The following is a 22949-nucleotide window of genomic DNA, read 5'->3' as shown; positions in this document are numbered from 1 at the left end:
TTTCCACCGCTTATTTCGACAAATCAGCCCTCCGCATCAGCTATCCTCAGAGTAGCTAGAAGTGCTGCGGGTCGAAGGGAAACCTGAGATGCGCGCTTGTTATCAGTTTGGCAGTCTCGTCACAAAGAAGCGGGCGAAGGGATCGGACGCCTGGGAGTTTCGGTACTACGAGTCAACCTCGGATGGGGACAGGACACGCAAGACCTGCACCATCGGTTCGGTGGACAAGTACAAGACCGAAGCGCAAGCCCGGAAGGCGGTTGAGGCCCTTCTCCTTAAACTCAACTCAGAAACCCCACAACAGAGGATGGCCGTGGTGACGTTCGGCGGTGTGTGCGACCGATACATTCAAGAGGAGTTGCCGGAACGCTACTCCACTGGCAAGTCGTATAGGAGCAACATCGAACGGCATCTGAAACCACGTTGGGGGGATTATCTGCTTGCAAAGATTCGGCCGATGGCGGTCGAAGATTGGTTGAAGAACCTCGATATGGCTCCCAAATCGAAGGCCCACATTCGCAGCTTGATGCACCTGATGTATCAGTGTGCCGCTCGCTGGGAACTCTTCAACGAGCAGCGCAATCCCATCGCTCTGGTGCGCGTCAAGAACTGCACACGTCGCCGCCAGCGTCCCATGATCCTCACTGTGGAATCGTTCCAAGCCGTCCTGCAGACGCTCAAAGAGCCCTACAAGACGATGGTCATCATTGCCCAGTGCCTCGGTCTGCGCGTGAGCGAGATTGCGGGCTTGAAGTGGGACGACTTCGACTTCGAGCGGCGGCAACTGCTCGTTCAGCGCAGCATCGTGAACGGGCGGGTCGACGACGTGAAGACCGAATACTCCCACGACTATGTACCACTGCATGAATCGCTCATCGCAGTCATGCTGGCCTGGAGTGCGAAGGCTTATCCGACCGAAGAGGGTTGGGTCTTTGCAAATCCTATGACCAGCCGGCCCTTCTACCCCACCGAGATCCAGAAGCGGCATCTCCGCCCGCTCGGGAACAAGTTGGGACTGGGCGCGCTCGGCTGGCATACGTTCCGCCACACGTACCGTTCGTGGCTGGACGAGACCGGAGCTCCGATGAAGGTGCAGCAAGAGTTGATGCGACATGCCTCGATCCAGACGACCATGAACGTCTACGGACAGGCCATGCCGGCTTCCAAAAGGGAGGCCAATGGGAAGGTCGTACAGATGGTACTCACCCCTGCCAGGATGAGCGCCTGAAGCCTGATTTTTCTTATTGGGAGTTTTTGGGAGTTTGTCCGAAGGGCTCAATCCTTGTAAGTTGTTGAAAGGATTGGTTGCGGGGGCTGGATTTGAACCAGCGACCTTTGGGTTATGAGTTTACCAACTAACGTATTATCAACGAGTTAGGCGGCGTGACCGGTAGCTGTAAAGAGTCCTAAGTAGTTGAAAGTACGTTGAGCGATTTAGTATTCCGGGTTGAAAACGGGTTGAAGACCAACGCCCTCTACTCGGTTCAACATACCACCTTTCCCACTTTTACCGGATTTCGGAGACGATGAAGCCGGGGAATCGGGGGGAATTTCGCCGCTCCGTCATTGCTGACGAGAAGCCGACTTCGCGGGAGCCTCCCACACCGGGTAAGCGGCAGGGGTTTGGGAGAAAATGGCCCAGTGGAACGTGAAAGAGTGATCGACTGGAGAGCCGGAACGCTATGATGAGCGGAACGCAAATGGGGAGGAAAAGATGAAAAAACTACCGTTTCTCGCTTTAGTCCTGATGGCATTCGCATTTGCCGCCCACGCTCAGGACGCGTCGAGAAAAGACGCAGCCAAACCTGCCGAACTGGAGGTAAAGGTCGTGCTCGATTCCTGGAATGAGATTGGCCGCAAGCTTACCGCGCTGGCCGAAGATTTTCCCGAGGACAAATATGACTTCAAGCCGACACCTGCGGAACGGAGTTTCGCCGAGCAGTTGTTGCACGCGGCGGGCTCATGCTACTACTTCACGGATTCTCTGACAGGAAAGCCTCTCGCGGATCAAGGAAGTCCGAAGCGCGCGCAATACAAGTCCAAGGCCGATATCGTTGCCTTCGTCAAGAAATCCTTCGCCGACGGCGCAACCGCGATTCAGGCGCAAGGCGAGAAAGGCATGTCGACGGAAGTTGTCTATATGCCTGGGCAGAAATCGCGCGTTATCGACATTGCCTACGGCATCATCGAGCATAGCGGTGAACACTATGGTCAGCTCGTTGTGTACTACCGCCTTGCAGGTCTTGTGCCGCCGGAGTCACGGCCCAAGCAGTAAAGCTCGAGAAGTCAGGTATTCGCTCTCTACAAAGTTTGCCCAGTTTCCAATAGAGTTGGAAATTGGGCTTTGGTGACACTACTCCCGGAAAACGCGCTTCTCGTCAGTCAATGGTTGGTGACAAGAAGCCGACTTTGCAGGACTCTTCGCATAACGCGGAGGTGAGACGAAGCGGATACCGCTAGTCGCACGATGCCTCACGCCGCTTCCGGGACTTGGTCGCTGCTGGCGCACTTTGAGCCCCTTGTAAACCTGATGAAGATAGATCGCGTACTTGGTCAAAGGCAAGCACGAGATGTTGGTGTAAAGAGCCTGAGCCAGCAATCCAGGACATAAAGGCATGAGCGAGTGCCGCCATTCCCATCTGTGCCGCCAAAACTGCGAGCGAGTTGTCAACGCCACGCTCAAGCAATGCCGATGCAAGGGCTAGAGTCAAAGATCTTTCTTTCGCGTGCGCGCGCTCCTGAAGTGCTGGACTAGCGGCAATGACACGCAGGCGGGGCTCTGAAAAGGCGCGGTTGTCGATGAATAACTGCTCCACGGATTGGAAAGCGTGAAACAACGTATCCCACGGGCCAAGTTCAGGCGCCGTGCTCCGGATCGTCCTAGTTAGAGCCTCGCTCAGCAAAGCCTCCCCATCAAAGAGCACTTCTCGCTTGTCGGAGAAGTGACGGAAGAACGTGCGTTCCGTAACACCGGCCCTCCCAGCGATCTGTGCAGCCGTAGTTGCCTCATATCCAGCTTCCTGGAACAGTTCCAAAGCCGCCAGTTGGAGACGCCGACGCACTTCACTGCTGTTTCTCGGCATGGCGGGCTCCTTTATTGTCAGTGACTGACGATACGTGTACTATCAATCAGCAAGTGAATCGTTGTCAGTCACTGACGATTCTACCTGACGTCCAGCAGCCTGCACCTGTTCTCAACAACCCCAAACAGCTGCGTGACAGCCCAAAATGAGGAGAAACATCATGTCAAATCTAGATGCCCGCACGATGAAAGCACTTCGCCTGCATAGCTACGGAGCACCGTTGGAGGTACTGCAACTGGAAGACTCTACTATTCCCAGCCCAGGCGCCGGTCAGATTCGCGTGCGAGTTCACGCCTGCGGACTCAACCCTGCAGATTGGGCCCTGTGTCAGGGCTTCATGGCAAGTTCGCTCCCACGCGGCATCGGCCTGGATGTGTCAGGGGCAGTTGATGCGTTAGGCGACGGCGTGTCGAACGTCAGTGTGGGCGACCTAGTCTTCGGCGTGCCAGACTTCATGAGTCAGCCAAGCGCCGGTGCAGCAAACTTTGCGATCCTTGCGGTCTGGGAGCCGGTACCTGATGGCCTCAGCTTGATCGCGGCCGCCGCTTTGCCTATGGCTATTGAGACTGCGACCCGCACGCTCGATCTTCTCGGGCTGAAGAGGGATCAGACCATCCTGATCAACGGCGGAGGAACGATGGTAGGTTTCGCGGCCGTCCAGATCGCGATCCTGCGAGGCGCACAGGTAATCGCAACCGCCGGCGATACCTTTGCAAGCCGTTTGCGGGACCTCGGCGCGAAGGTGACATCGTACCGCGCTGGCATGGTGGATCGTGTTCGCGAGCTTGCCGCTGGAGCCCCCATCGACATGGTTCTACAAACCGCGATGGCCTCGGGCGCGCTGCCCGATCTCATCAGGCTCGTCGGGGGAGATCCACAACGGGTGATGAGCATAGGCGATCCAGACGCTAAAGATTTCGGGGTGCGGACGTCAGGAAGCGAACCCGACCTGGTCGTTCGGTATGACGTCCTCGGTCACTACGCACGTCTTGCGGCCGAAGGACGTTTCACAATCCCGGTTACTCGCACCTTCAGCCTGGATGATTGGCGCGAAGCGGTCGAAGAAAGCCTCAGCGGGCGAGCTCACGGCAAGCTTGTACTTCTGCCGGACCAAGCCTCATCCACACTATGATGCAGCGATGGCGGCCTTCATGTTCCGCACTTGAGGGCCGCCGACCTCCAGGATTTCCCGTACCGTACTCGTAGTGACGGGGCTTTATGCTCCTTGTTCAGGCTAGATAACGAGAAACGCTGGTCTCGGAAATTGGCCCCGTTCACACCTGTACGCCTCGACACCCGGTCATTCACTCAACACAATGCGACTTCAAGGGAGTCACACTCCAGCGCTGGTTCGGGAGCACGGCATTGCTGCCCGTGCTCCCAGGGGAGAGATGCCGAGAGGCGTCGATCCTTACTGTGCGGAGTCCGAAACAGCCTTCCATGCATCCCAGGTGGCGAGTCGGTCAGCATACGTCGAACGTATCTCTGGAAGCGCAGTGCTTCCAAGGATGAGGCGCAGCGGCGGTTCCGGCGCATCCACAACTTTCAGGATGGCCTCTCCCGTAGCTTTGGGATTGCCGCGCTCTAACTTCATCAGGGTGCCGATGAAGTCCTTGCGGAGAGTGTCATAGACCTCCAGCGTGTTCGCTCGCGTAGCGCTCTTTCCAAACTCCGTGGCATACGCTCCAGGTTCGATCATCGTGACCTTGATCCCGAACTGCGCAACCTCTTTGGCCAGAGCTTCGTGCAAAGCTTCAGCAGCCGCTTTCGTGGCGGAGTAGACACCGATGAACGGTGCGGGGACCACACCCACGCTGCTTGTCACACCGAGGATGTGACCGCCTCCCTGCTGCCGCATGAGGGGCAAAGCCGCGCGCAGAACGCGCACTACGCCAGTGTAGTTTGCGTCGAACAGGTTTGCAATCTGTTCGTCAGTTGCCTCCTCCGTCGTGGCAATCAGGCTGTATCCGGCGTTGTTAAGCAGGACATCGACGCGCCCGAAGTGCTCGAAGGCCTCGCGCACCACGACGGGCACACGCACGGCGTTTGTTACATCCAGCTCTAACGGCAGGACGCTATCGCCAAATCGCTCCTTCAGATCCCCGAGGCTCTCCAGTTTGCGAGCCGTCGCGACAACCTTGTCGCCGCGCTCCAATGCGGCCTCAGCCCAGACACGCCCAAAACCGCGCGATGCTCCTGTGATGAACCAAACCTTACTCATGCATTCCTCCAGCCGGAAATGTATTTCCTCGGCGTTTATCTGTACAGTGTTTAGTTATGAGCCGCACCAATCCTTCGGCAACCCCTTCGACCACTCTACACAACACTAACCCCTTATCTAAACAGCGTCAAGATAAACCTGCTATCATTTGCAAAGCACGAGACAGCTACCATCACGGCGATCTACGCGTGGCACTCATCCAGGCTGCTGACGAGATGATTGCGCAGGGTGGCATCGAGGGTTTTTCTCTACGTGCAGCCGCACAGAGGGCCGGTGTGTCGCCTGCGGCGCCCGCGCATCACTTCGGCGGAGCGAAAGGACTTCTGACGGAGGTGGCGATTCTGGCCTACGAACGAGCGGGAAGGTATATCGACGGTGCTGGCCATTCGAACGACATCGTTGCCGATGTACGCGCGGTGGGACTGGCCTTCATCAAATTCGCCATCGATTACCCGGGGCACTTCCGCCTGATGTTTCGCAACGATCTGGTTGATCGTAGTGATCCACGGCTCTCAAAGGCCAGCAAGGAGCCAGGTATCCGCCTTGGACATGCGGTCCTCGCCTACCGTTCCAACGCTGTTCCGCAACCGGGCAGTTTCGAGGATTCGGCAGAGATGCTATGCGGCATTGCAGCCCTTCACGGGCTTGCCAACATGGTGATTGAAGAGAAGGCGATGCAGTTCTTCAAGGGTGCAACAGCAAAGAATTTCGTCAACCGCTACCTGCCCAAAGTGGTTGAGCACCTTTTCCCTCGCACCGAAACCCACCCGTCTGAACCGGAACGCCGAAAGGACGACGCATGACTGCTGCAAACATTCTGAAACACAAGAGAAATTATTCCGGCTCCCGTTCCTGTAGCGCGGTTCGAGATGGAGCGGAATAACGATCCGATTAATCTTTAATAGATCATCGATCCGCTTGCTAGTTTGGAGGTACCCGTCTGATGTCCAGTTCGCTCGCCGCAGTCGGCCCATCCGCTGTCGTTTCCATCGCTCCCGTTGTCTTGCCGTCACCGCGCAGGGGCGTTGACCTGCACGTTAGAGTGTCCGCACCAATCACGGGCGACGCGCTGTCCGTCATCATTTTCTCGCACGGCAACGGTCAGTCGCTTCACGCCTACGGCCCCCTCACTGACTATTGGGCGGCGCATGGCTTTGTCGTGATCCAACCGACGCACCTGGATTCGCGAACGCTGGGCCTCGCGCCGGACGATCCTCGCCGCCCGCAGCTCTGGCGCTTCCGTGAGGAAGACTTGGCGGCCGTGCTCGACGGACTCGATCGCATCGAGAGCGAGGCACCGATGATCCGGGGACGGCTCGACCGCTCGCGCATCGCGGTTGCCGGTCATTCTTGGGGTGGGCAGACCGCCGGCACCTTGCTCGGTGTCACCCATCCAGATCCTGACGACGAATCGGTGGTCAACAGGCAGGACGCTCGCATCAAGGCGGGCGTGCTGCTCGCGGCGCCCGGCAGCGGCAACGACCTGACCGAACATGCAGCTCGCACCTTTCCGTTCATGTATCCAGATTTCTCGACCATGACGGCACCAACCCTGCTCGTCGTGGGCGACCATGACATGAGCAGGCTTTCGACACGCGGCGCCGACTGGTGGCGCGACGCCTACGATCTGAGCCCATCCCCCAAGGCGTTGTTCACGGCCTTTGGTGGCGAACATTCGCTTGGCGGCATCCCCGGATACGAGGTGCGCGAGACGACGGACGAACGACCCCAGCGGGTCTCCGCGATCCAGCGCCTTTCAACAGCCTTCCTCCGCAGCGCGCTCCACCCCGGAGAACCCGCCTGGGCCGAGACGGTTGCAGCACTGACAACCGATGCCACACTGGAAGGCAGCATCGAGACAAAGTGACCCGGACGCCCCCGTCTTCTGTGAACGAGAAACGCCGTTCACGCCAATTTGAACAGCTAAGCTCTGCGGGTTCACTCGGCGATACCCTCTAAACAGGAAAATTGCCAAGCAAAATCATCCAGCAGTCACAAGAGTTTGTCCCTCAGATTGCGGCGGAAATGGAGCGTTTACAGCAGCCATCGAACCTGGTTTGTGCCGTCCCCGCAACATAGATCCTGTGAAACGCTCTTCTCGTCATTTTGGTAGGTGCTTCTGAAAGACCGGTTCCCGGTCTGCTACCAACGAGTCGTTTGCCTTCGCAGTCCCCCAAGATCGCCTTGTCCCACTGGCTGGGAGGTCCCTTATCGGGTTTGGGGGACGATGAAACCTGTGACCCGCGCCGGGAATGCGCGTATCCACTGCGATAGGAATGGATCTTCAAATCTCATTCTGACGCCGCCTTCGTGTTCCTCTTCACGAAGGATTTCCTTGTCGGTGAGAGCTTCGAGAGCGCGCTGTACCGTTGAGGCTCCTTTGCCCACCGATAGCGCCACCTTCTGAGATTGAAGTCGAGCACCAGCCTCTTGAATCACTGCCAGCAAGGTCTTCTGCTGAACGGCGGTGAGAGATGACCAGATTTGTGTGTAGAAAGGGTCGTATTGCCTCACGATGAGGCTCATTGCCTCATGGACGAGAATCGAGGTGAGAACGGCTGTCTGCTTGGGCCGCGTGCGCAGTTGGTCCCAACAGGCGTGCGCTAACATCTGCACGTTGTATGGCACTTCTTCCGACAAGTCGAGAATGGCCTGAAGCGCAGCGTCGTCTTCGATGCGGTAGCCACTTTCTTCGAACTTGGAACGGAGAAATGCGACAAAATCGGCTTTGGGCACCGGTCCAATGAAGCGAACCGCACCCAGCCGGTAGAAGGGTCTCGCCGCGTCCATCGTCATTGCGGTGAGCATCCGCGTCTTCGAGCCCGCGAACACATACCCGACCCGCTTGTGTCGCTGAATGGCCGCGCGAATTTGCGATTCGGCCTGGGTGCCGCCCATCTCGATGACTTTCTGAAACTCATCGACAATGAGGCCAACCGGTCGACCCTTTGGCTGAGCCGCCGCGAGAGCTTCCAGGCCATTCAGGGCTTCAACCAGTAGGGTCAGATGGGCCTCTTGGGTTGATGCAACATTCATTCCCAACTTGGCGCTCCAAGCATCCTGGGTAATGTTGAAACTCAGTTCGGGTCGAAGCCGGGAAAAGAAGCCGCGGACTTGCTCTCCAACCCGTTCGACAGGCCCCTTCAGAGCTTTTGCCGCGGTTGAAATAAGGCTCGTCACGAAGGTGTCCAACGCAGGGTAGCTCTCTGCGTCGAACCGCAGAACGACGGCATCAGTCGTGCTCAGACGATCTTCCGATGTCTTGAGGATTGAGGTCTTCCCGAAACGTCTTGGCCCAACGAGGAACAGCTTTGAGCCTTGGCGGATGGTCTGAACGACCGCGGCAACCTCGTCTGCGCGATCTACGAGTTCTTCGGTTCCCAGTTCCCGACCGAATTCGAAAGGATTATTCATCACGCACTTTTGTATCACGCAAGAGTGCGTTACGCAATGTTGCTGAAGTTTCCCGACTCCGCCTGCAGTATCTCCCTCCATGTCGAAATAAGAGCGCAACTCTTTCTGAAGAATCGCCGCAGAATGGCTTGAAATTGCGCGCAGAACCTGAGCGGCGACGGCCAGTGTCGCCCGAATCGGACCCGCAAAATTTACCCTCTAATTCGTTTTATGAATAAGTGAGCTATCGAAAGTTATTGGACTCGCTAAACGATGAGCCTCTACGTTACGCATATCCCAACCGATTCCACGGTTGATCGAGGTGCTAATGAAGACGACAGTTCAGCTTAAGTCCCGGCTCGCCAACAGGTGGGCGCAACGCTTCACTAAACAAAAGATTGCCAACGCCGCGCGTATGTTGGCACCAACCCTAATCGCGCTCTCTTTTGCGAGTGCCGCACACGCACAGGGGACGATGGACTTCTCCGGCGCTCAGACGCTCATGGGGACATTCAAAACGTTTGCCGTCTATGCCGGCGCTGTCATCTGTTTTGGCGGTTTGATCTTCGCCGGCATTCGGATGATGAGCGGTCGCTTTCAGGACGCTATTCCGGGTCTCTTCGGTGCGCTGTTTGGTGCTGGCGTTCTCGGATGGGGCGCGGGCTGGATTGGGTCTCTCACCGGGCAGTCGATGTAGGAGCTGCCATGCATATGACCAAGCGGGGGGAACCGTTACCGATCAATCAGGCGTTGAACAGGCCGAGAGCCAAGCTAGGGCTTGACCTCTCGGCATGGATGGCCATCGTGTTTGTCTGCGTGACGGTTTTCCTCGTCGGTTTCCGAATAGTGGCAATTCTTAGCTTTCCAACACTGGCGGGCGGCGCATGGCTGATCGTCCGCAAACACCCAAAGATGTTCCAACTCTGGGGCCTGAGCCTCAACCAGAAGAGCTACTATGACCCGCGCAAACGCTGAACAACAAAAACATACCCCGTGGTTTGCGAAGGCGGGAGCGGCCTGCAGCATCGTGCCCATCTCCCGCTTCGTGGGGCCAAACATCTTCGCCCTGAAGGGCGGCGGCTACGGATGCCTCTTTTCTCTGACTGGCTTGGATGAAGAAGCCCTGACCGACCTGGAACTTGAGGCCCGCGTTCGTCAGGTGGAAGGCGCTTTGCGCGGACTGCCGGAGGGATCGTGCCTCTATCAGTACACCCGTGTCATGTCCGGCTTCGATCTTCCCCGAGAGAAGCAGTATGCGAACGAGGTGACTGAGACGTTCGCCAGCGACCGTCTGACCCATCTCGACAAGACGGCAGGTTTTCGACGCATCGACCTCCACTGGTGCCTGACGCTGGAGCCGTCGAAGGCCAAAGCCTTCGAGCGCAAGCCGCAGGAGAACGCGGTCGATACCTCCCGTATGCTGTCTGACCTTGAGAAGACAGCGACATTGCTGGAAGGACACCTCGGAAGTTCTCTCGGCCTCAACCTGCTGGGTAAGGCCGAAGCCTTCCAGTTCTTTAGCTATCTCTTCAATCTTGAAGAGTGGGCGGATCGCGATCAGCTCCGAGAAGACACCAGTGTTGACCGCCAGATCGTCAAGAGTCCGGTCGCCTGGCATAGCGATCATGTGCAGGTAGGCAAGCGGCACGTCCAAATGTTCTCGCTCAAGACGACCCCCGAAGCATCCCGGCCTTGCATGTTCTCCGGACTGCTAACTATCGACTGCGATAGCGTGCTGTGTTCGACATGGCGGGTGAAGTCAACTTCAGCAGCCCGCAGCGAGATCGACGCCCAGGAGAAGTTCATTTCCTTCTTCAAAGTTGGCGTTATGCAGCGGGTGATGAGCGGGCGCGATAGCGCTTCGCTGGATACGGGAGCCGGAGCGAAGGCCGCGAACAATAACGTCGATGACCTCAGCGACGTCATCCGTTCTCTCGACAAGAAAGCCCAGGGCGAGTTTTCGCTTCGTTTGCTTCTTGCGGCCACAAGCCCAGAGCAGCTCCGTGACATCGTTCCCACTGTGCATCGAGTGTTTGTGGATGCGCGTGCGCAGGTGATGGAGGAGACGCTTGGCAATCTCTCTGCCTTCTACGCCATGTTTCCCGGCAATCGAAAGTTCAGTGTCTTTCCACTGTGGCTTGCAGAGGATCATCACGCTCGCCTCTCCTCTGTGTTCGCTCCCCATATCGGACATCCTCACTCGGAAGACCTCGATTCGGAGTACCTCAACATCTTCGAGACGCGCACGAGGACGCCGTTCTTTCAGGACGTGTATGTGGACGGCGTACGGGTCATGCTCATCATTGGTCCGACAGGGACCGGGAAGTCGGTGCACGGAAATCAGATCATCTCGCTTGAGCAGAAATATGGCGGATTCACTTACATCTTCGACATCGGCGGCAGCTACGAAAGCGTCGTTGAACTGTATGGCGGTCGTGTCGATCGCGTTGGCAAGGACGGTCCACGGGTAAACCCGTTCGCCTTGGAGCCGACCGAGAGCAACATCAAATTCTTGTACTCGTTCGTCAAGCTCCTGCTCGCCAATGGCGGAGCGGAACTTGAGCCGGAGGATGACGACGTGATCCATAAGGCGGTGCAGGATATGTACCTGCTCGATGCCGCGAATCGCCGCCTCTCCAATCTTTTCCTCCCGAAGAAGCTCGACCGGTATTTGTCCAAGTGGGTTGGCAAGGGCATCTATAATGCCGTCTTCGACAACGTGGAAGACAGCCTCTCACTCTCTCGGCTCCAATGCTTCGACTTCCAGGGCGTTAACAAGGAACAGTACGCCGACCTGATCGAGCCGCTGATGGTGTGGCTGCTACGCCGAATCAATGATGTGCTCTACAACCCGGCCAATCTCGGAGTACCGAAGCACATTCTCATCGAAGAGATCTTCTCTTCGATGAAGAACAAGCAGCTCTTGGATGGTGCGCTCGCTTCCATCAAGACCGTTCGCAAGAACCTCGGCGGCGTGACCATGATCGGCCAGTCCGCCGACGATCTTGGAGCGAATGCGGACAGCATCGTGAACTCCTGCACTTCGTTTCTCTTCCTGAAAGACGCCACCTTCAACAGGAAGCGGTATGCCGAACTTTTCAAGATGAACGAGCAACAGCTCGCTCTCTTCGAGAGCTTGCAGGATCGCGAAGGACTTTACATGCGGCGCGACGGGCTGACCAAGGTTGTCACCCTCAATCTCGACAGCCGCAGCTACGCCACCTTTTCAACCAAGCCGAAGGACCGGGTGCGCCGGACCAAGCTAATCGACAAATACGGACTCTCCGAGGGCATCTCCCGCTTCGCCCTCGGCGAGACTGTCTAACCCTATCCACGCTCCCAACTGAAAGGACATCACCTGTGAAGCCCCTCTTCCTCGTCTTCGTAACCTTTGGACTCACTCTCGCAACGGCCACCGCAAATGCGGTCACGACCTCGGAGCCGCACCATCTCCAGTCGAACGCTCCGCGTTCTGTCACCGTCACGGAGGCCGAGACGCCACCGGTGATCCGTGCGGGTCTGCTGCAATCGACGCTCATCCTCCTACCCGCCGAGGAGAAGATCGCTACCGTCTTCGGTGGAGACACGGTGGACTGGGTTTTCGACGGCGGCCATGTGGCCAGCCGCTTCATCAGCATCAAGCCGAAGCTGGCGAACACGAGCACGGACATCCACATCGTCTCCGACCACGGCAACGAATACACGTTGCAGCTTCAGGAGATCTCCAGTGACGCCGACGCTCACTTCGATTCCAAAGTGTTCATCATTCCCGGAGACAAGGTTGCGAAGGATAGGCTCACGGACCTGCCAGTCTTCGTTCCCGCGGCCGAGTTGGAGAAGGCCAAGCAGGAAGCCGTCTCCGCAAAAGCTGCGCAAACAGCAGAGCTGAAGGCGGAAGAGGCCAAGGCCGAGACGTACCGGAGCCAGTATCCAGGCAGCCTGCACTTTGACTTTACCTGGGACGACAAGAAGGGCAAGGAGCTTGGACTTCAGCAGATTTGGCATGACGACAAGTTCACTTACCTGCGCGGTCATTTCCAGGAGACTCCGGCGCTGTATGAGTTGAAGGACAAGAAGGGCTCGCTCATCAACTTTGATTACAACGCCGGCCTCTATACCGTTCCCAAGCAACTTGATAACGGGTATCTCACCATCGGCAAGCAAAGGGTGGACTTCCACCGCATCGACGGGAAGGAGTAATCATGCCCGAGACAAATCAGAACCAGCCAGCCACCGTGCCGCAGCAGCCAGAGGCCCCTTCTCCATTGAAGAAGAGCACTCCGGTTATCGTCGGCCTCATCGCCATCGTAGCCCTGATCGGCATTGCAAACCTTTCCAGCCTCGTAAGTGGCAACAAGAAGTCCGCGCCAGTCAGTGCGATGCCCATGCGCCCTGCGTCAGCCAACCCGCAGCAGGTTAGCAGCTTCGAGACGCAGCAGCACATGCAGGCGCAGCGAGATGCCGATGACCGTCAGCACCAACAGGAGCTTGCTGCCTTACAGCAGCAGCTCCAGGCTGAACAGGCCGTACCCGGCCCTGAATCCGCCGGGACCGCTCCCATGACTGCCGCGCAGCGCAACGCCATCTATGGCGATAGTCCTAACGCGCCTAAGCAGACGTCCAATGTCTCTCAGGCACAGGCTGAGGCCAAGCAGAAGGCTTTGGTGCGAGAGAAGTTGCATCAAGACGCTCTCAGCAGCGATACCGTGGCAATCGACTTCGCCCACGCTGCGGCACCGACCGGAATCCCAGTACAGCCTACCGCTGTTTTGGGCGAACGCGAGGAGATGACACCAAATGCCTCCACGGAGACCCTTGCGGCCATCCCCTCCAATGGAGGGGATGGTAGAAAGCAGCCGAGCGTCCAAGCCGCCGCAGAGCCACAGCCGAAGACCAACGGCAAGAGCGACCCGATGGCTGGTTACGACTTCGACAGCTACCAAGGAAGGCTCTATCGCGTGTTTGAGGGAACAGTCCTTGAAGGCGTCGTGACCAATCACATCGACGGCGGCTTGACTGGTCCCATCCTCATCATGCTCACCACGGACTACTACTCCCACGACCACCAGCAACTTCTTATGCCGCAAGGAACGCGGCTGATTGGGAACGTACAGAGCGTGGGCAATGCCCAACAGAGGAAGATGTTCGTCACCTTCCACCGTGCAGTGTGCCCGGATGGTTTCTCTCTCGACTTCGACAAGTACATCGGCCTTGACCCTCTAGGAACGACCGGCTTGGCAACGAATGTGGATCATGGCTATCTCCAGGCGTTCGCCGCAGCCGCTGCAGTAGGCGGTCTGGGAGGACTCGCGCAGATCGGCAACAGCGGGAGCGTCCTGTCTTCGTCCACTCAGAGTCGGAACGGAATCTCGGAGCAGGCCGCCACTGAGGGCGAACAAGTGCTCAACCACTTCCTTAACCGGTTGCCGATCATCACGCTCAAAGAGGGCTCTCGCGCCCGCGTATATATCGGCCGCGACATCCTGATTCCGTCCTACGCAGAGCATCGCGTAGATCCCACCCTGTGATTATTGCGGCTCTGGAGGCATACATGCAGTCCCGTATTCTCAAAATCCTGATTTCGCTGGCCCTCGCCGTGCCAGTCAGCTTAGGCGCCACCGCTGCCGTGCGGACGGTGAGCTTCAGCGATGCGCTAGAGGCTGTCCGGTTCTACAGTGACTTTCCGGACCGCTTCACCGAAGCCGTCGCCAGCTTCAAAACGCTTCCGGAGCGGATGAACCCCACCCTCTCTGAGTGCAACTAACCCCAACCCTTCAGGAGCCTCTATGAAGTTCAACATGAAAAAGCACAGAAAGTACCTGCTTGCAGGCGGACTGCTCTTAGCTACGGCTACGCCGAGCTTCGCGCTCTTCGGAATCGGCGACATCGTCTTCGATCCGACTAGCTACGCCAGTCTCGTGTCCCAGCTCACCACGCTGGAATCGCAATACAACATGCTGAAGAACAACGTCACGCACTTTTCGCTCAAGCAGCAGTGGCAGACAACGCTCACTCAGCTCAAGAACGTCAACGTGGCGAACATGTTCGGCGAGACAGCCGGCATGAGCATCGCACTCAATACCAACTCGCCGAGCGGTTCGATCACGGCCTGGAAGACCGCGACCGTCCCCGTGAACAGCAGCACCAGTACCTTCCTGAAAGGGCAAACGGTTGGGAGCAGCACCCAGCTCTCGCAGTTGGCGATGATCGAAATGGCGGATTCGGTCTCACCAGACTGCCTTACGGCAGTTGGACAGTATCGGGCGAATCGCAGCCAAAACCAAACAGCTAACACAACGCTTCTGCAGAACCAGTTCGACGGAACGTCTGCGACGAACAGCGAGGTTCAGCAGCTAAACCTCCTGAACGCAGCGGAGGCTCAAAAGCTGTCTGAGATGCAATCACAGGGAACGATGCAGACCTGTCTTGCTTCGCAGATGACCGTCGCAAACATGCAGCAGCGCAACGCCGCCGCCCAGGACTTAAACTCTGCCGCCATGGTCCAACAGCAACGTGCGATGAATGACACCAGTGCGGCCAACGAAGGCCATACCTGGCAGACTTACATCCCCTAAACCCTAAGCATCCGAACCTGAGAGAGAGCACCCGACATGGCTTCCATTGTGTTGTTAGCGCAGGCCCTTCCAAGTACGAGTTCCGGCGTCGATTGGCTGTATCAGTTCACCAACAATCTGACGAATCTCACAACACAAAATGGCGGGGCTCTCACTCAGCTTGGAATGACGGAGTTGGCCTGCATATCATTCTTCATACTTGTCAGCATGGTCATCAACTGGCAGACCTCCACCATGACGTTCCGCTTGCACCATCATCCGATTCAAGCGGGCGATCTGACCAAATTCTTGCTCCAGCTCATCATCTGCTGTCTCTTGGAGACCTACTGGGTCAATCCGTTCCCTGGCGCGAGCTTCGGTATCAACCACTTCTTTTCTTACATCGCACAGGCAATGGTTGCAGCGTTTGACCAAAGCTCGCTCGACTCGTTGCTCCAACTGCTGAAAACTGCCGGCGACAATACCGCCATGCCGGGGATCACAGCACCGATTCAGATCCTCTGCTACTTCTTTGTGCAGGCGCTATTGGGACTGGCATCAGCCATCTTGTTTCTCATTAACTGCAGCGCCTTCATCCTCTATGGAGTCACGGCCTTATTCGGTCCAATCTTTGTTCCTTTGCTCATGACAAGGACGTTTCGCGCGAAGTTCTTCAGCTTCCTTGATGTACTCATCGGCTTCGCCATGATCCGGGCAGTTGCAGCAGCTTTCATCTTTGTGTGGGGCGGGTTCCTTAATGCCTTTATCCAGCAGACCTTCAATGGCAACTATTCGATGGAGATCTGGCTTGCCAATCTAATCCCCTGCACAATGGTTTTCGTCGCGTTCATCATCAACATGCTGTTCATTCCGAGCATGACTCAAGCTATCTTCGGCGGTGCCGCTGGCATGGCCGGGAGCATGGGTGGTGCTGTTAGTAAGGTTGTATCCATGGCTGCTGTCGCGGTCGCTGCGGGGTAACTATGCTCTGGACATTTCTCCAATATCTCTCGATACGACGCCTCGGCTTGGGAAAACCGATACTCCTCGTCTTCCTGGCAGTCTTGCTTGGCTGTTTGATTGCCGGCCTCATCTACGCGTCAGTTGTTTTTCATGCCGTCACCGAAAGGAATCGTGCTCCCCATGTCCAGCGCCACTCTACCCATTGAAGCCCGGCTTACCCCGGAGCAAGTCCTCCTCACCGACCAGATCGGCAACGAGGTGTATGCCTCACATTATGCCGAGCGGAAACTTAGCCGATTCGTCATCGGAACTGAGTCAGTCCTGCTGCTTGGAGCAATGGGCTTGATCTTCTCTCTCGCACACCGTCCCATTGCAAACCGCTACATCCGCATCGACGAGATGGGACGCGCCCAGGCCATCGCCTATACCGACCTCAACTACAGCCCCCGCGAGGGCGAAGTGCGAACGTATCTGACGGATTGGGCGAACTATCGCTATACGCTCAACCGGGACACAATCGGGAAGAAGTACCCGCTCAATTATTACTTTCTGTCCGCGAGCTTGGCATCGCAGTTGATGACGGCGGACAACCAGAATCACTTTGTCTCACAGGTGGTCGGAGGACAGGTTGAGCAGAGCGATGTCGAGGTCAAGAACGTCACAATCACAACCATGTCCGAGGAGACAGTCCAAGGCACCACGATCGCCCGAGGAACGGCACTTGTCACCATCGACAAGCTCTACTCGCAGCGGAACTCGCGAGAGCCAAGAACAGAACACTGGCTGCTCAGCGTCACCTACTATCTGAACCCCAGGCAGGTGAGCGATCAGGCACGGATATTCCCACAATTCGAGACGATCAACCCGCTCGGATTGACCATTACGGAGTTCCACGAAAACCGGATGTCAGTCGATCCCATTGCAGTCGGAGTCAACGCTGCCCCGCCAGCTATAGCGACGCCGCCAGTCACGGAGGGAGCGCGATGAGCTACCACCTCATTCTGCCGTTCTTTCCCGAAGAACTGCGCGAGCTATTGCTCGATCCTTCCATCTCGGACCTGATGATTAACGGCACTACCGGCGTGTATGCGGACCGCGATGGCGTCGTGCAGCACATTCCGCTGTCCGAGCCGTACACGAACGACCGGCTACAGGCGGCTATTGAGCGTGTGGCACGAATTCTGGGCCAGGACTTGACGGCCCAGAATCCGATCTTGAATACCCGTCTGCCGGACGGCTCTCGTGTCGCCGTTGTGGGTGCGCCATCGTCCATCAATGGGCCAACGCTAACCATTCGCAAGTTCAACCGCTGGTATACGTCCGATGAGCTGATCGAATCAGGTAGTATGCCCCAGCAAGTCCGGAACACGGTGGTGGAGCTGATCGGCAAGAAAAAGAATGGCATCATCAGCGGCGGAACGGGTTCGGGCAAGACGACCTTGATGAAGGCATTCCTTGACCATATCCCGGAGACCGAACGGCTGCTCATTATCGAGCAACCGGCAGAGTTGAAGGTCGCCCATAAGAACGCTGTTCGTTGGGAGGCAGTGGAGGAGATTCCGGGGCAAGTTGCCATCACGCCAAGCGAGCTATTGGCAGCGGCTCTCCGGCATCGTCCAGATCGCATCATCATGGGAGAAATTCGCAACGAATGCGGCTACGACCTGCTCCAGGCGATGAACACGGGCCACGGCGGAACCCTCTCTACGATCCATGCAAAGTCAGCATGGGACGCCCTCAATCGTCTCTCCAATCTCGCTCTCAGTGCCAGGCCGAATCTCAACCACGCCTTCATGCGGTCTGAGACGGCAGAAGCAATCGACTTCGTGCTCTATTGTGAGCGCGACCATACAGGCCGGCGTCGCGTGCGCGAGTTGATTACAGTCACCGGCTACAGCCATGCAGACCAGACCTTCCAGACCGAGGAGGTCTACCGCGCCTCCGCAGCCTGACCGCCAGTCCAAACGCTAGAGAACCCAACCCGTACCCGAGGTCCTACCGATGCACCCTTATGCTCCCATCCCGGCGGCAAAGCCCAACCTGTCTCTAAACGCCTTCAGCGCGCCGTCCCTGAGCCGCGAAGACCGCAACGGCAATGGCGAAAGGCCGTCCTTTCCAGGCGCTCTAGCCAGCGAAGTTCGCAGCGTTTTGGGCGAGCTTCCGCAGCCGAGAAGCGAGAGAGTGACTTCGGTCCAGTGGGAGTCTGCCGTCTCGTATCCCGCCTTTTGCACGGTCACTGCTTCGGGGCTTAACCGGCGCCCTGCGGCTCGGCGTCGTTCTGCTTTGGCTTCGCCACCCTTTCAGGGTCTCGGTTCCTCCCAGAACAAGTTTGTAAACGCGCGGCAAATGCGCCGCACAAACTTCTTCCGGGCCCCGCCAAGAAAGCACTCCTTGGCACTTGGGAGCCGGGCCCACTTCGCTTATTAGTGACCCGAGCAAGATCGGGAAATTCAACAAAACGGAGACACACCATGTACTCGAACAAAGTCACCCTCATCGGCTTCCTCGGCAACGACGCAGAAGTTCGCACCAACGACAACCGCAGCTTCACAACCCTCTCGCTGGCAACCAAGAGCTCCTACAAGAAGGACGGCCAGTACATCTCGCACACCGAGTGGCACCGTTGCGTTGTCTTCAGCAAGCTCAGTGAGTTCGCCGGCACGTTGAAGAAGGGCGCTCATCTGCAGGTGGAAGGCGAGCTGCGCAGCCGGGAGTACGAGGCCAAGAAGGTCGGCAAGAAGCCAGCCCAGAAGAAGACCATCTGGGAGATTCGGGTGAACTCGATTCTCAAGCTGGACCGGGCGGAGAAGGCCAGCCCGGAGGATCAGGAAGCAGCAGACCACAACCCGGAGGAAGCGGCCGCATAAGCCGCTTTTTCTTCCATCAACTCGGGAGCCCGGTAAACGCCGGGCTTCCACCCCTGTGAGACACCCGCCATGAACACGCAGACCGCACACGAATTCCTGACCCGATGCTTCCTCCCGGGAGAGACGATTGCTCTCCTGCTCCGCAGAGAGAACCCAGCATCGACGACGCAACGCATCGTGACCTTGGAGCAGGCCATCGCACCGCGTTATCTCGCATGGCTGCGTTACGAGAACCACAATGGCGCGAACGTCTATGTCGCTGCCAATCCGCTTCGCACCGGGAGCCGCAAGAGGACGAAGGATTGCATCGCAGTAGTTCGTCATCTGTACCTCGACATCGACTTAGACGGCGACACCAGAGTCACCGCGCTCATGGAGTCGGCGGCCGTGCCGGTTCCGACCGTCATCCTCTCCACATCGCCGGACAAGTATCAAGTTCTATGGAGGGTCGAGGGATTCGACTTCGACCAACAGGAAAACATGATGAAGTTGCTTGTTATCGCCTTCGGCGGTGACTCCGCTTGCACCGACCGCAACCGCGTTCTCCGTTTGCCGGGATTCCAGAATCGCAAGTACGATCCTGCTCACCTTGTCACTGTCGATTATCCCAGTGACTCCGTCTACGGTCCCGCAGACTTTGGACTGGACGATACGTTGCTGAATTCCGTGCGCCCGCTTTGTGGTTCTGAGCGGATGTCCCCGATAGGGAAGAACACACACTCCGAACAGGATTGGGCATGGGCAGTGCGCGAGCTCTCGCTCGGTGAGGATGTCGGCAAGCTAACGCTCATGCTCGCTTCCCGCCGCTCGGATAAACCCAATCCTCTCTACTACGCCCAGCGCACTATCGACGTCGCATCCGCTCGTTTTTTGCTGATGGAAGGCGCGGCAATCGAAGACGTAATCGCCGTCCTGGAAGATCGCCATTCTGCCGAGTTGCCGGCCTCGCTTTGTGCCTCCAGAGCGCGGGAGATCGCGACCACAGCGCAGCGAATGATTGCGCGCTCCAAGTTTGCTTCAACTCATCACCCAAAGGAGAACGATAATGCCACTGCTTGAAGTCGTCCAAACCCGTCAGATCAGCGCATCCATCCGGCTCACTGACACAACCGCTACTCAGGTCGATCAGTACGCCGCCTTCATCCGCGCCTGCGCTGACGATGTTGTCGAGCAAGCTCTTGCCTATGTCTTCAGCAAAGACCGTGATTTCCAGGACTTCCTCAAGACCCCGGAAGCCCGGAAGGTCGCTGCGACGTTGCGGATCAGGAAGGTTCCCGCTGCCGAGGCATGTGAGCCGGTCGCTCAGAAGTCTCTTCCAGCACCGGTTGCAGCTCCCGTAACCCAGGCGAAAGGCGCTTGATCCTCCATTTCATTCCGGGGCAAAGGCACTACGGTGCTGCGCACCGGAAGAATGTTGACAATCCATCCCTGAAAGGGTTGCGTTGGGAACCAATTTGGTTCCAACGGGAAACGTGCAGAAAACAGCCGGCTTGCCGCCGAGGCCAAATTCGGGCGGTTCCATTGGGAACCGCACCCGAAGCTGGCCTCAGAAGGGTCAGCGATGCTTTCACAGACCTCTGAAATCGAAGGCCGCCTGCAGCGGCTCAAGGGACGGGAAACCCGCACCCAGAGCATTGCCACGCGGTTTACCCGCACTGAAGAACGAGCATTATTGCGGGTTGCCGCAAGCTGCGGAAAGAACCTCCGCGAATGGGCGCGGGAGGTTTTGTTGGATGCCGCGAACGCACAGCAACACGGCGATGGGGCGGCGTTGTTTGCCGAAGTGCAAGCCTTACGTCTCCTGCTCATCAACACCCTTGAGCCGTTGCTGCGCGGCGAAAAGATGACGCCGGAGCAGTTCAAAGAAATGCTCCGGTACGTGAAAACCAATAAGCGCAAAGCGGCTGCAGACATGCTCGCCAGCTATGCGGAAGGGACAACAGAACAGCCATGACCAACACACAATGGGGCCGCAAAGAAACCATCGTTCGTCCGCCGCACTATCCCGTCTACAGCTTCGGAGCCGTGTTTGTTGCGCTCATGGTGACCGTCGTCTGCGTTTACCTCCACCTCGCTTTTGTCATGACTCCGCTGCAACGCTATTACCTCTCCTGCTATGCCGAAACGGGTTTCGTTGGCACCATGCGCCAGCGCAGCGAGTACCAGCTTGTTACGGTGGCAGACCGCCAGCGCCACACCCGGCCTGTCGCGGAAGCCGATGTGCAACCAGGTTCTACGCCGCAGCTAATCGGCAAGCCGATACCCTTGGCGCTCTCCCCAGCGGCCCATGCCTCCGGCGTCGTTTTTCTCTATCGGGGACCGAAGGTTGCCTACATGAACCGCCCTCTTCATGACTACCTTCGCCGCTTCGTTTATGACGGTGCTTCTGTCTTAGGCATCTTCGGCATACCGCTGTGGTCAGGGCTTGCCGTCTTTCTTCTCCAACTCCCATTCGCCGTCCGCAAAGACGTTCGACGGCTCAAAGAGATGAAGTATGGACGACTGCTAAAAGGCCCCGTCCTGGTCTCTCCAAACGGCTTCAATAAGGTCGTCAAGGGCGATGGCATCGGGTTCAAAACTACCGAGTCCAAAGAGCTCATGCGCATCCCCCTACGCGCCGAAGGGCAGCACATCGAAATCATGGGCGATACCGGCGCGGGAAAGTCCCGGCTGGTCATGCAGCTTCTCGCACAGATCAAGGAACGCGGCCATTCTGCCATCGTCTATGACCCGGCTTGCGAGTTCGTGCAGCGGTTTTACGATGCCGACCGTGGCGACATTATTTTGAATCCGCTCGACGCGCGCTGCCCCTACTGGGGACCATCCGAAGAGCTGCGCCGCCGCGCCGAAGCCAGGGCCATAGCCGCGTCGCTATATCAACCGACCACGGACAAGAAAGGCGAGTTTTTCACCGAGACACCGCAGAAAATCTTCGCACATCTTCTGACCTTTGGCCCAACGCCGCAGGAGTTGGTGGAGTGGATGGCGAACCCCGAAGAAATCGACCGGCGGGTGCAGAATACCGAGATGGCCATGATGATTGCGAAGGGTGCGCAGCAGCAGCGCAACGGCGTCCTGGCTTCCCTTGGCCTAATCGCCGACAGCTTGCGAATGCTCCCACGGAAAGAGAAAGCAACAAGCCATTGGACCGCGACCGAATGGTCGGAGCATCGCAAGGGATGGATATTCATTACGTCCAAACCGAGCGAGCGGGAGGCGCTCCGTCCCCTGCATAGTCTATGGATCGACCTGCTTGTGCTTCGTCTCCTGAACGAGCCCAAAGAGAGCCAGCATCCGGTCTGGTTCGTGCTGGACGAGTTGGCCAGTTTGCAGCGTCTCCCGCAGCTGCACACTGCGATCACCGAGAACAGAAAGGCAAAGAACCCCCTGATCCTTGGCTTTCAAGGTAAGGCCCAGCTTGAGATGATCTACGGGCATCTGGCCGAGGTGATGCTGTCGCAGCCAGCGACCAAGATATTCCTGAAAATCACGGAGCCCAAGGCTGCCGAATGGGTGTCGAACGCCATCGGCAAGGTCGAGATTGAGCGGCTGCGGGAGACGCACTCCACCGGCCTGCGGGCTGGCAACAACTTCAGCGTGGAGCGCCAGGTCGAGCCTTTGGTACTGGACTCGGAAATTTCCGGGCTCCCCGACAGGCACGCATTCCTGAAGCTGGGAAACACGGTGGCCAGATTCTCATTTGCCTATCACGACATCCCCGCAACCCAGCCGGCGTTCGTGCCGCGTCCATTGGACGACGACGATCTTACCTTCGACCCGAAGACGCTCACGAAGAAGCCGTCCCAAACCGATGCGATCGAAGAAGCCGCAGAATCCGTACAGGCCGGATTCTCCCTCGGAGACTAGG

The 22949-nt window shown here is 57.6% G+C and carries 24 protein-coding genes; 21 read left to right on the top strand and 3 right to left on the bottom strand.

Annotated elements, in window-relative coordinates; translation table 11 throughout:
• The first annotated feature begins 88 nt into the window (after nt 1-88).
• Together ACPOL_RS20775 and ACPOL_RS20770 are read left to right on the top strand one after the other, a co-directional pair.
• A complete protein-coding gene (locus ACPOL_RS20775) occupies nt 89-1228 on the top strand; it encodes a tyrosine-type recombinase/integrase (protein ID WP_114208751.1) in 1140 nt (379 codons plus the stop codon).
• A gap of 486 nt (nt 1229-1714) precedes the next feature.
• Nucleotides 1715-2275 (top strand): DinB family protein, encoded by a 561-nt coding sequence (locus ACPOL_RS20770; RefSeq protein ID WP_114208750.1) that lies wholly within the window; start codon nt 1715-1717, stop codon nt 2273-2275.
• Nucleotides 2276-2456: 181 nt separating this feature from the next.
• Here ACPOL_RS20770 and ACPOL_RS20765 read toward each other — a convergent pair whose 3' ends face one another.
• On the bottom strand, nt 2457-3083 hold the full coding sequence (locus tag ACPOL_RS20765) for a TetR/AcrR family transcriptional regulator (RefSeq protein WP_114208749.1): 627 nt from the start codon (nt 3081-3083) through the stop codon (nt 2457-2459).
• A 160-nt stretch (nt 3084-3243) separates the two neighbouring features.
• Between ACPOL_RS20765 and ACPOL_RS20760 the strand changes: the two genes are divergently transcribed.
• Nucleotides 3244-4215 carry an NADP-dependent oxidoreductase gene (locus ACPOL_RS20760; protein ID WP_201758915.1) on the top strand — a complete coding sequence of 324 codons (972 nt, stop codon included), beginning with the start codon at nt 3244-3246 and terminating at the stop codon, nt 4213-4215.
• Between the two features lie 279 nt (nt 4216-4494).
• Here ACPOL_RS20760 and ACPOL_RS20755 read toward each other — a convergent pair whose 3' ends face one another.
• Entirely contained in the window at nt 4495-5304 is an 810-nt protein-coding gene (locus tag ACPOL_RS20755) for an SDR family NAD(P)-dependent oxidoreductase (protein WP_114208748.1), read from the bottom strand.
• A gap of 56 nt (nt 5305-5360) precedes the next feature.
• On the opposite strand from ACPOL_RS20755, the gene ACPOL_RS20750 reads away from it, so the two are divergent.
• Both ACPOL_RS20750 and ACPOL_RS20745 read left to right on the top strand, forming a co-directional pair.
• On the top strand, nt 5361-6107 hold the full coding sequence (locus ACPOL_RS20750; RefSeq protein WP_114208747.1) for a TetR/AcrR family transcriptional regulator: 747 nt from the start codon (nt 5361-5363) through the stop codon (nt 6105-6107).
• A gap of 140 nt (nt 6108-6247) precedes the next feature.
• On the top strand, nt 6248-7171 hold the full coding sequence (locus ACPOL_RS20745; protein ID WP_114208746.1) for an alpha/beta hydrolase family protein: 924 nt from the start codon (nt 6248-6250) through the stop codon (nt 7169-7171).
• 341 nt (nt 7172-7512) lie between these two features.
• Here the strand turns inward: ACPOL_RS20745 and ACPOL_RS20740 are convergent, their stop codons facing one another.
• Nucleotides 7513-8718: an AAA family ATPase gene (locus ACPOL_RS20740; RefSeq protein WP_161557475.1), complete on the bottom strand. Its 1206-nt coding sequence runs from the start codon at nt 8716-8718 to the stop codon at nt 7513-7515.
• Nucleotides 8719-9112: 394 nt separating this feature from the next.
• On the opposite strand from ACPOL_RS20740, the gene ACPOL_RS20735 reads away from it, so the two are divergent.
• From ACPOL_RS20735 to ACPOL_RS20660, 16 genes are all read left to right on the top strand, one after another.
• Complete coding sequence (locus ACPOL_RS20735; RefSeq protein ID WP_414633385.1) at nt 9113-9394, top strand: hypothetical protein; 282 nt, start codon at nt 9113-9115, stop codon at nt 9392-9394.
• A gap of 14 nt (nt 9395-9408) precedes the next feature.
• Nucleotides 9409-9672, top strand: a complete 264-nt coding sequence (locus tag ACPOL_RS20730; protein ID WP_114210949.1) for a VirB3 family type IV secretion system protein — start codon at nt 9409-9411, stop codon at nt 9670-9672.
• A complete protein-coding gene (locus ACPOL_RS20725) occupies nt 9653-12022 on the top strand; it encodes a VirB4 family type IV secretion system protein (protein WP_114208743.1) in 2370 nt (789 codons plus the stop codon). Before ACPOL_RS20730 ends, ACPOL_RS20725 begins: the two co-directional genes overlap by 20 nt.
• Before the next feature lie 35 nt (nt 12023-12057).
• Complete coding sequence (locus tag ACPOL_RS20720; protein ID WP_114208742.1) at nt 12058-12897, top strand: TrbG/VirB9 family P-type conjugative transfer protein; 840 nt, start codon at nt 12058-12060, stop codon at nt 12895-12897.
• 2 nt (nt 12898-12899) lie between these two features.
• On the top strand, nt 12900-14225 hold the full coding sequence (locus tag ACPOL_RS20715) for a TrbI/VirB10 family protein (RefSeq protein ID WP_114208741.1): 1326 nt from the start codon (nt 12900-12902) through the stop codon (nt 14223-14225).
• Nucleotides 14226-14248: 23 nt separating this feature from the next.
• Nucleotides 14249-14461, top strand: a complete 213-nt coding sequence (locus tag ACPOL_RS20710) for a hypothetical protein (RefSeq protein ID WP_114208740.1) — start codon at nt 14249-14251, stop codon at nt 14459-14461.
• Between the two features lie 34 nt (nt 14462-14495).
• A complete protein-coding gene (locus tag ACPOL_RS20705; RefSeq protein WP_236656926.1) occupies nt 14496-15272 on the top strand; it encodes a hypothetical protein in 777 nt (258 codons plus the stop codon).
• Between the two features lie 36 nt (nt 15273-15308).
• Entirely contained in the window at nt 15309-16232 is a 924-nt protein-coding gene (locus tag ACPOL_RS20700; protein ID WP_114208738.1) for a hypothetical protein, read from the top strand.
• A 162-nt stretch (nt 16233-16394) separates the two neighbouring features.
• Complete coding sequence (locus ACPOL_RS20695) at nt 16395-17201, top strand: VirB8/TrbF family protein (RefSeq protein WP_114208737.1); 807 nt, start codon at nt 16395-16397, stop codon at nt 17199-17201.
• A complete protein-coding gene (locus tag ACPOL_RS20690) occupies nt 17198-18166 on the top strand; it encodes a TadA family conjugal transfer-associated ATPase (RefSeq protein WP_114208736.1) in 969 nt (322 codons plus the stop codon). The genes ACPOL_RS20695 and ACPOL_RS20690 overlap by 4 nt, the downstream gene beginning before the upstream one ends.
• Before the next feature lie 49 nt (nt 18167-18215).
• Entirely contained in the window at nt 18216-18641 is a 426-nt protein-coding gene (locus tag ACPOL_RS33665; RefSeq protein ID WP_114208735.1) for a hypothetical protein, read from the top strand.
• Nucleotides 18642-18685: 44 nt separating this feature from the next.
• On the top strand, nt 18686-19081 hold the full coding sequence (locus ACPOL_RS20680) for a single-stranded DNA-binding protein (RefSeq protein WP_114208734.1): 396 nt from the start codon (nt 18686-18688) through the stop codon (nt 19079-19081).
• A 69-nt stretch (nt 19082-19150) separates the two neighbouring features.
• Nucleotides 19151-20140 (top strand): DNA-primase RepB domain-containing protein, encoded by a 990-nt coding sequence (locus ACPOL_RS20675; RefSeq protein WP_114208733.1) that lies wholly within the window; start codon nt 19151-19153, stop codon nt 20138-20140.
• On the top strand, nt 20127-20441 hold the full coding sequence (locus tag ACPOL_RS20670) for a hypothetical protein (RefSeq protein ID WP_114208732.1): 315 nt from the start codon (nt 20127-20129) through the stop codon (nt 20439-20441). Before ACPOL_RS20675 ends, ACPOL_RS20670 begins: the two co-directional genes overlap by 14 nt.
• A gap of 201 nt (nt 20442-20642) precedes the next feature.
• The gene (locus ACPOL_RS20665; RefSeq protein ID WP_114208731.1) at nt 20643-21035 is read left to right on the top strand and encodes a hypothetical protein; all 393 of its coding nucleotides are present in this window, start codon (nt 20643-20645) and stop codon (nt 21033-21035) included.
• Nucleotides 21032-22948, top strand: coding sequence for a type IV secretion system DNA-binding domain-containing protein (locus ACPOL_RS20660; protein ID WP_114208730.1), 1917 nt, complete (start codon nt 21032-21034; stop codon nt 22946-22948). The genes ACPOL_RS20665 and ACPOL_RS20660 overlap by 4 nt, the downstream gene beginning before the upstream one ends.
• The last annotated feature ends 1 nt before the right edge of the window (nt 22949 follow it).

The sequence above is a fragment of the Acidisarcina polymorpha genome (assembly GCF_003330725.1).
Lineage (GTDB): Bacteria > Acidobacteriota > Terriglobia > Terriglobales > Acidobacteriaceae > Acidisarcina > Acidisarcina polymorpha.
The sequence above is the reverse complement of the archived record's forward strand: the minus strand, read 5'-3'. Positions and strand labels throughout refer to the sequence as shown.

Bases quoted from the DNA above. Each gene is read 5' to 3' on its own strand.
- ACPOL_RS33665 (WP_114208735.1), top strand. From the start codon at position 18,216: ATGCACCCTTATGCTCCCATCCCGGCGGCAAAGCCCAACCTGTCTCTA.
- ACPOL_RS20705 (WP_236656926.1), top strand. From the start codon at position 14,496: ATGAAAAAGCACAGAAAGTACCTGCTTGCAGGCGGACTGCTCTTAGCT.
- ACPOL_RS20750 (WP_114208747.1), top strand. From the start codon at position 5,361: ATGAGCCGCACCAATCCTTCGGCAACCCCTTCGACCACTCTACACAAC.
- ACPOL_RS20660 (WP_114208730.1), top strand. From the start codon at position 21,032: ATGACCAACACACAATGGGGCCGCAAAGAAACCATCGTTCGTCCGCCG.
- ACPOL_RS20735 (WP_414633385.1), top strand. From the start codon at position 9,113: ATGTTGGCACCAACCCTAATCGCGCTCTCTTTTGCGAGTGCCGCACAC.
- ACPOL_RS20680 (WP_114208734.1), top strand. From the start codon at position 18,686: ATGTACTCGAACAAAGTCACCCTCATCGGCTTCCTCGGCAACGACGCA.
- ACPOL_RS20770 (WP_114208750.1), top strand. From the start codon at position 1,715: ATGAAAAAACTACCGTTTCTCGCTTTAGTCCTGATGGCATTCGCATTT.
- ACPOL_RS20690 (WP_114208736.1), top strand. From the start codon at position 17,198: ATGAGCTACCACCTCATTCTGCCGTTCTTTCCCGAAGAACTGCGCGAG.
- ACPOL_RS20715 (WP_114208741.1), top strand. From the start codon at position 12,900: ATGCCCGAGACAAATCAGAACCAGCCAGCCACCGTGCCGCAGCAGCCA.
- ACPOL_RS20745 (WP_114208746.1), top strand. From the start codon at position 6,248: ATGTCCAGTTCGCTCGCCGCAGTCGGCCCATCCGCTGTCGTTTCCATC.
- ACPOL_RS20765 (WP_114208749.1), bottom strand. From the start codon at position 3,083: ATGCCGAGAAACAGCAGTGAAGTGCGTCGGCGTCTCCAACTGGCGGCT.
- ACPOL_RS20730 (WP_114210949.1), top strand. From the start codon at position 9,409: ATGACCAAGCGGGGGGAACCGTTACCGATCAATCAGGCGTTGAACAGG.
- ACPOL_RS20740 (WP_161557475.1), bottom strand. From the start codon at position 8,718: ATGAATAATCCTTTCGAATTCGGTCGGGAACTGGGAACCGAAGAACTC.
- ACPOL_RS20670 (WP_114208732.1), top strand. From the start codon at position 20,127: ATGCCACTGCTTGAAGTCGTCCAAACCCGTCAGATCAGCGCATCCATC.
- ACPOL_RS20725 (WP_114208743.1), top strand. From the start codon at position 9,653: ATGACCCGCGCAAACGCTGAACAACAAAAACATACCCCGTGGTTTGCG.
- ACPOL_RS20695 (WP_114208737.1), top strand. From the start codon at position 16,395: ATGTCCAGCGCCACTCTACCCATTGAAGCCCGGCTTACCCCGGAGCAA.
- ACPOL_RS20665 (WP_114208731.1), top strand. From the start codon at position 20,643: ATGCTTTCACAGACCTCTGAAATCGAAGGCCGCCTGCAGCGGCTCAAG.
- ACPOL_RS20675 (WP_114208733.1), top strand. From the start codon at position 19,151: ATGAACACGCAGACCGCACACGAATTCCTGACCCGATGCTTCCTCCCG.
- ACPOL_RS20700 (WP_114208738.1), top strand. From the start codon at position 15,309: ATGGCTTCCATTGTGTTGTTAGCGCAGGCCCTTCCAAGTACGAGTTCC.
- ACPOL_RS20755 (WP_114208748.1), bottom strand. From the start codon at position 5,304: ATGAGTAAGGTTTGGTTCATCACAGGAGCATCGCGCGGTTTTGGGCGT.
- ACPOL_RS20710 (WP_114208740.1), top strand. From the start codon at position 14,249: ATGCAGTCCCGTATTCTCAAAATCCTGATTTCGCTGGCCCTCGCCGTG.
- ACPOL_RS20775 (WP_114208751.1), top strand. From the start codon at position 89: ATGCGCGCTTGTTATCAGTTTGGCAGTCTCGTCACAAAGAAGCGGGCG.
- ACPOL_RS20760 (WP_201758915.1), top strand. From the start codon at position 3,244: ATGTCAAATCTAGATGCCCGCACGATGAAAGCACTTCGCCTGCATAGC.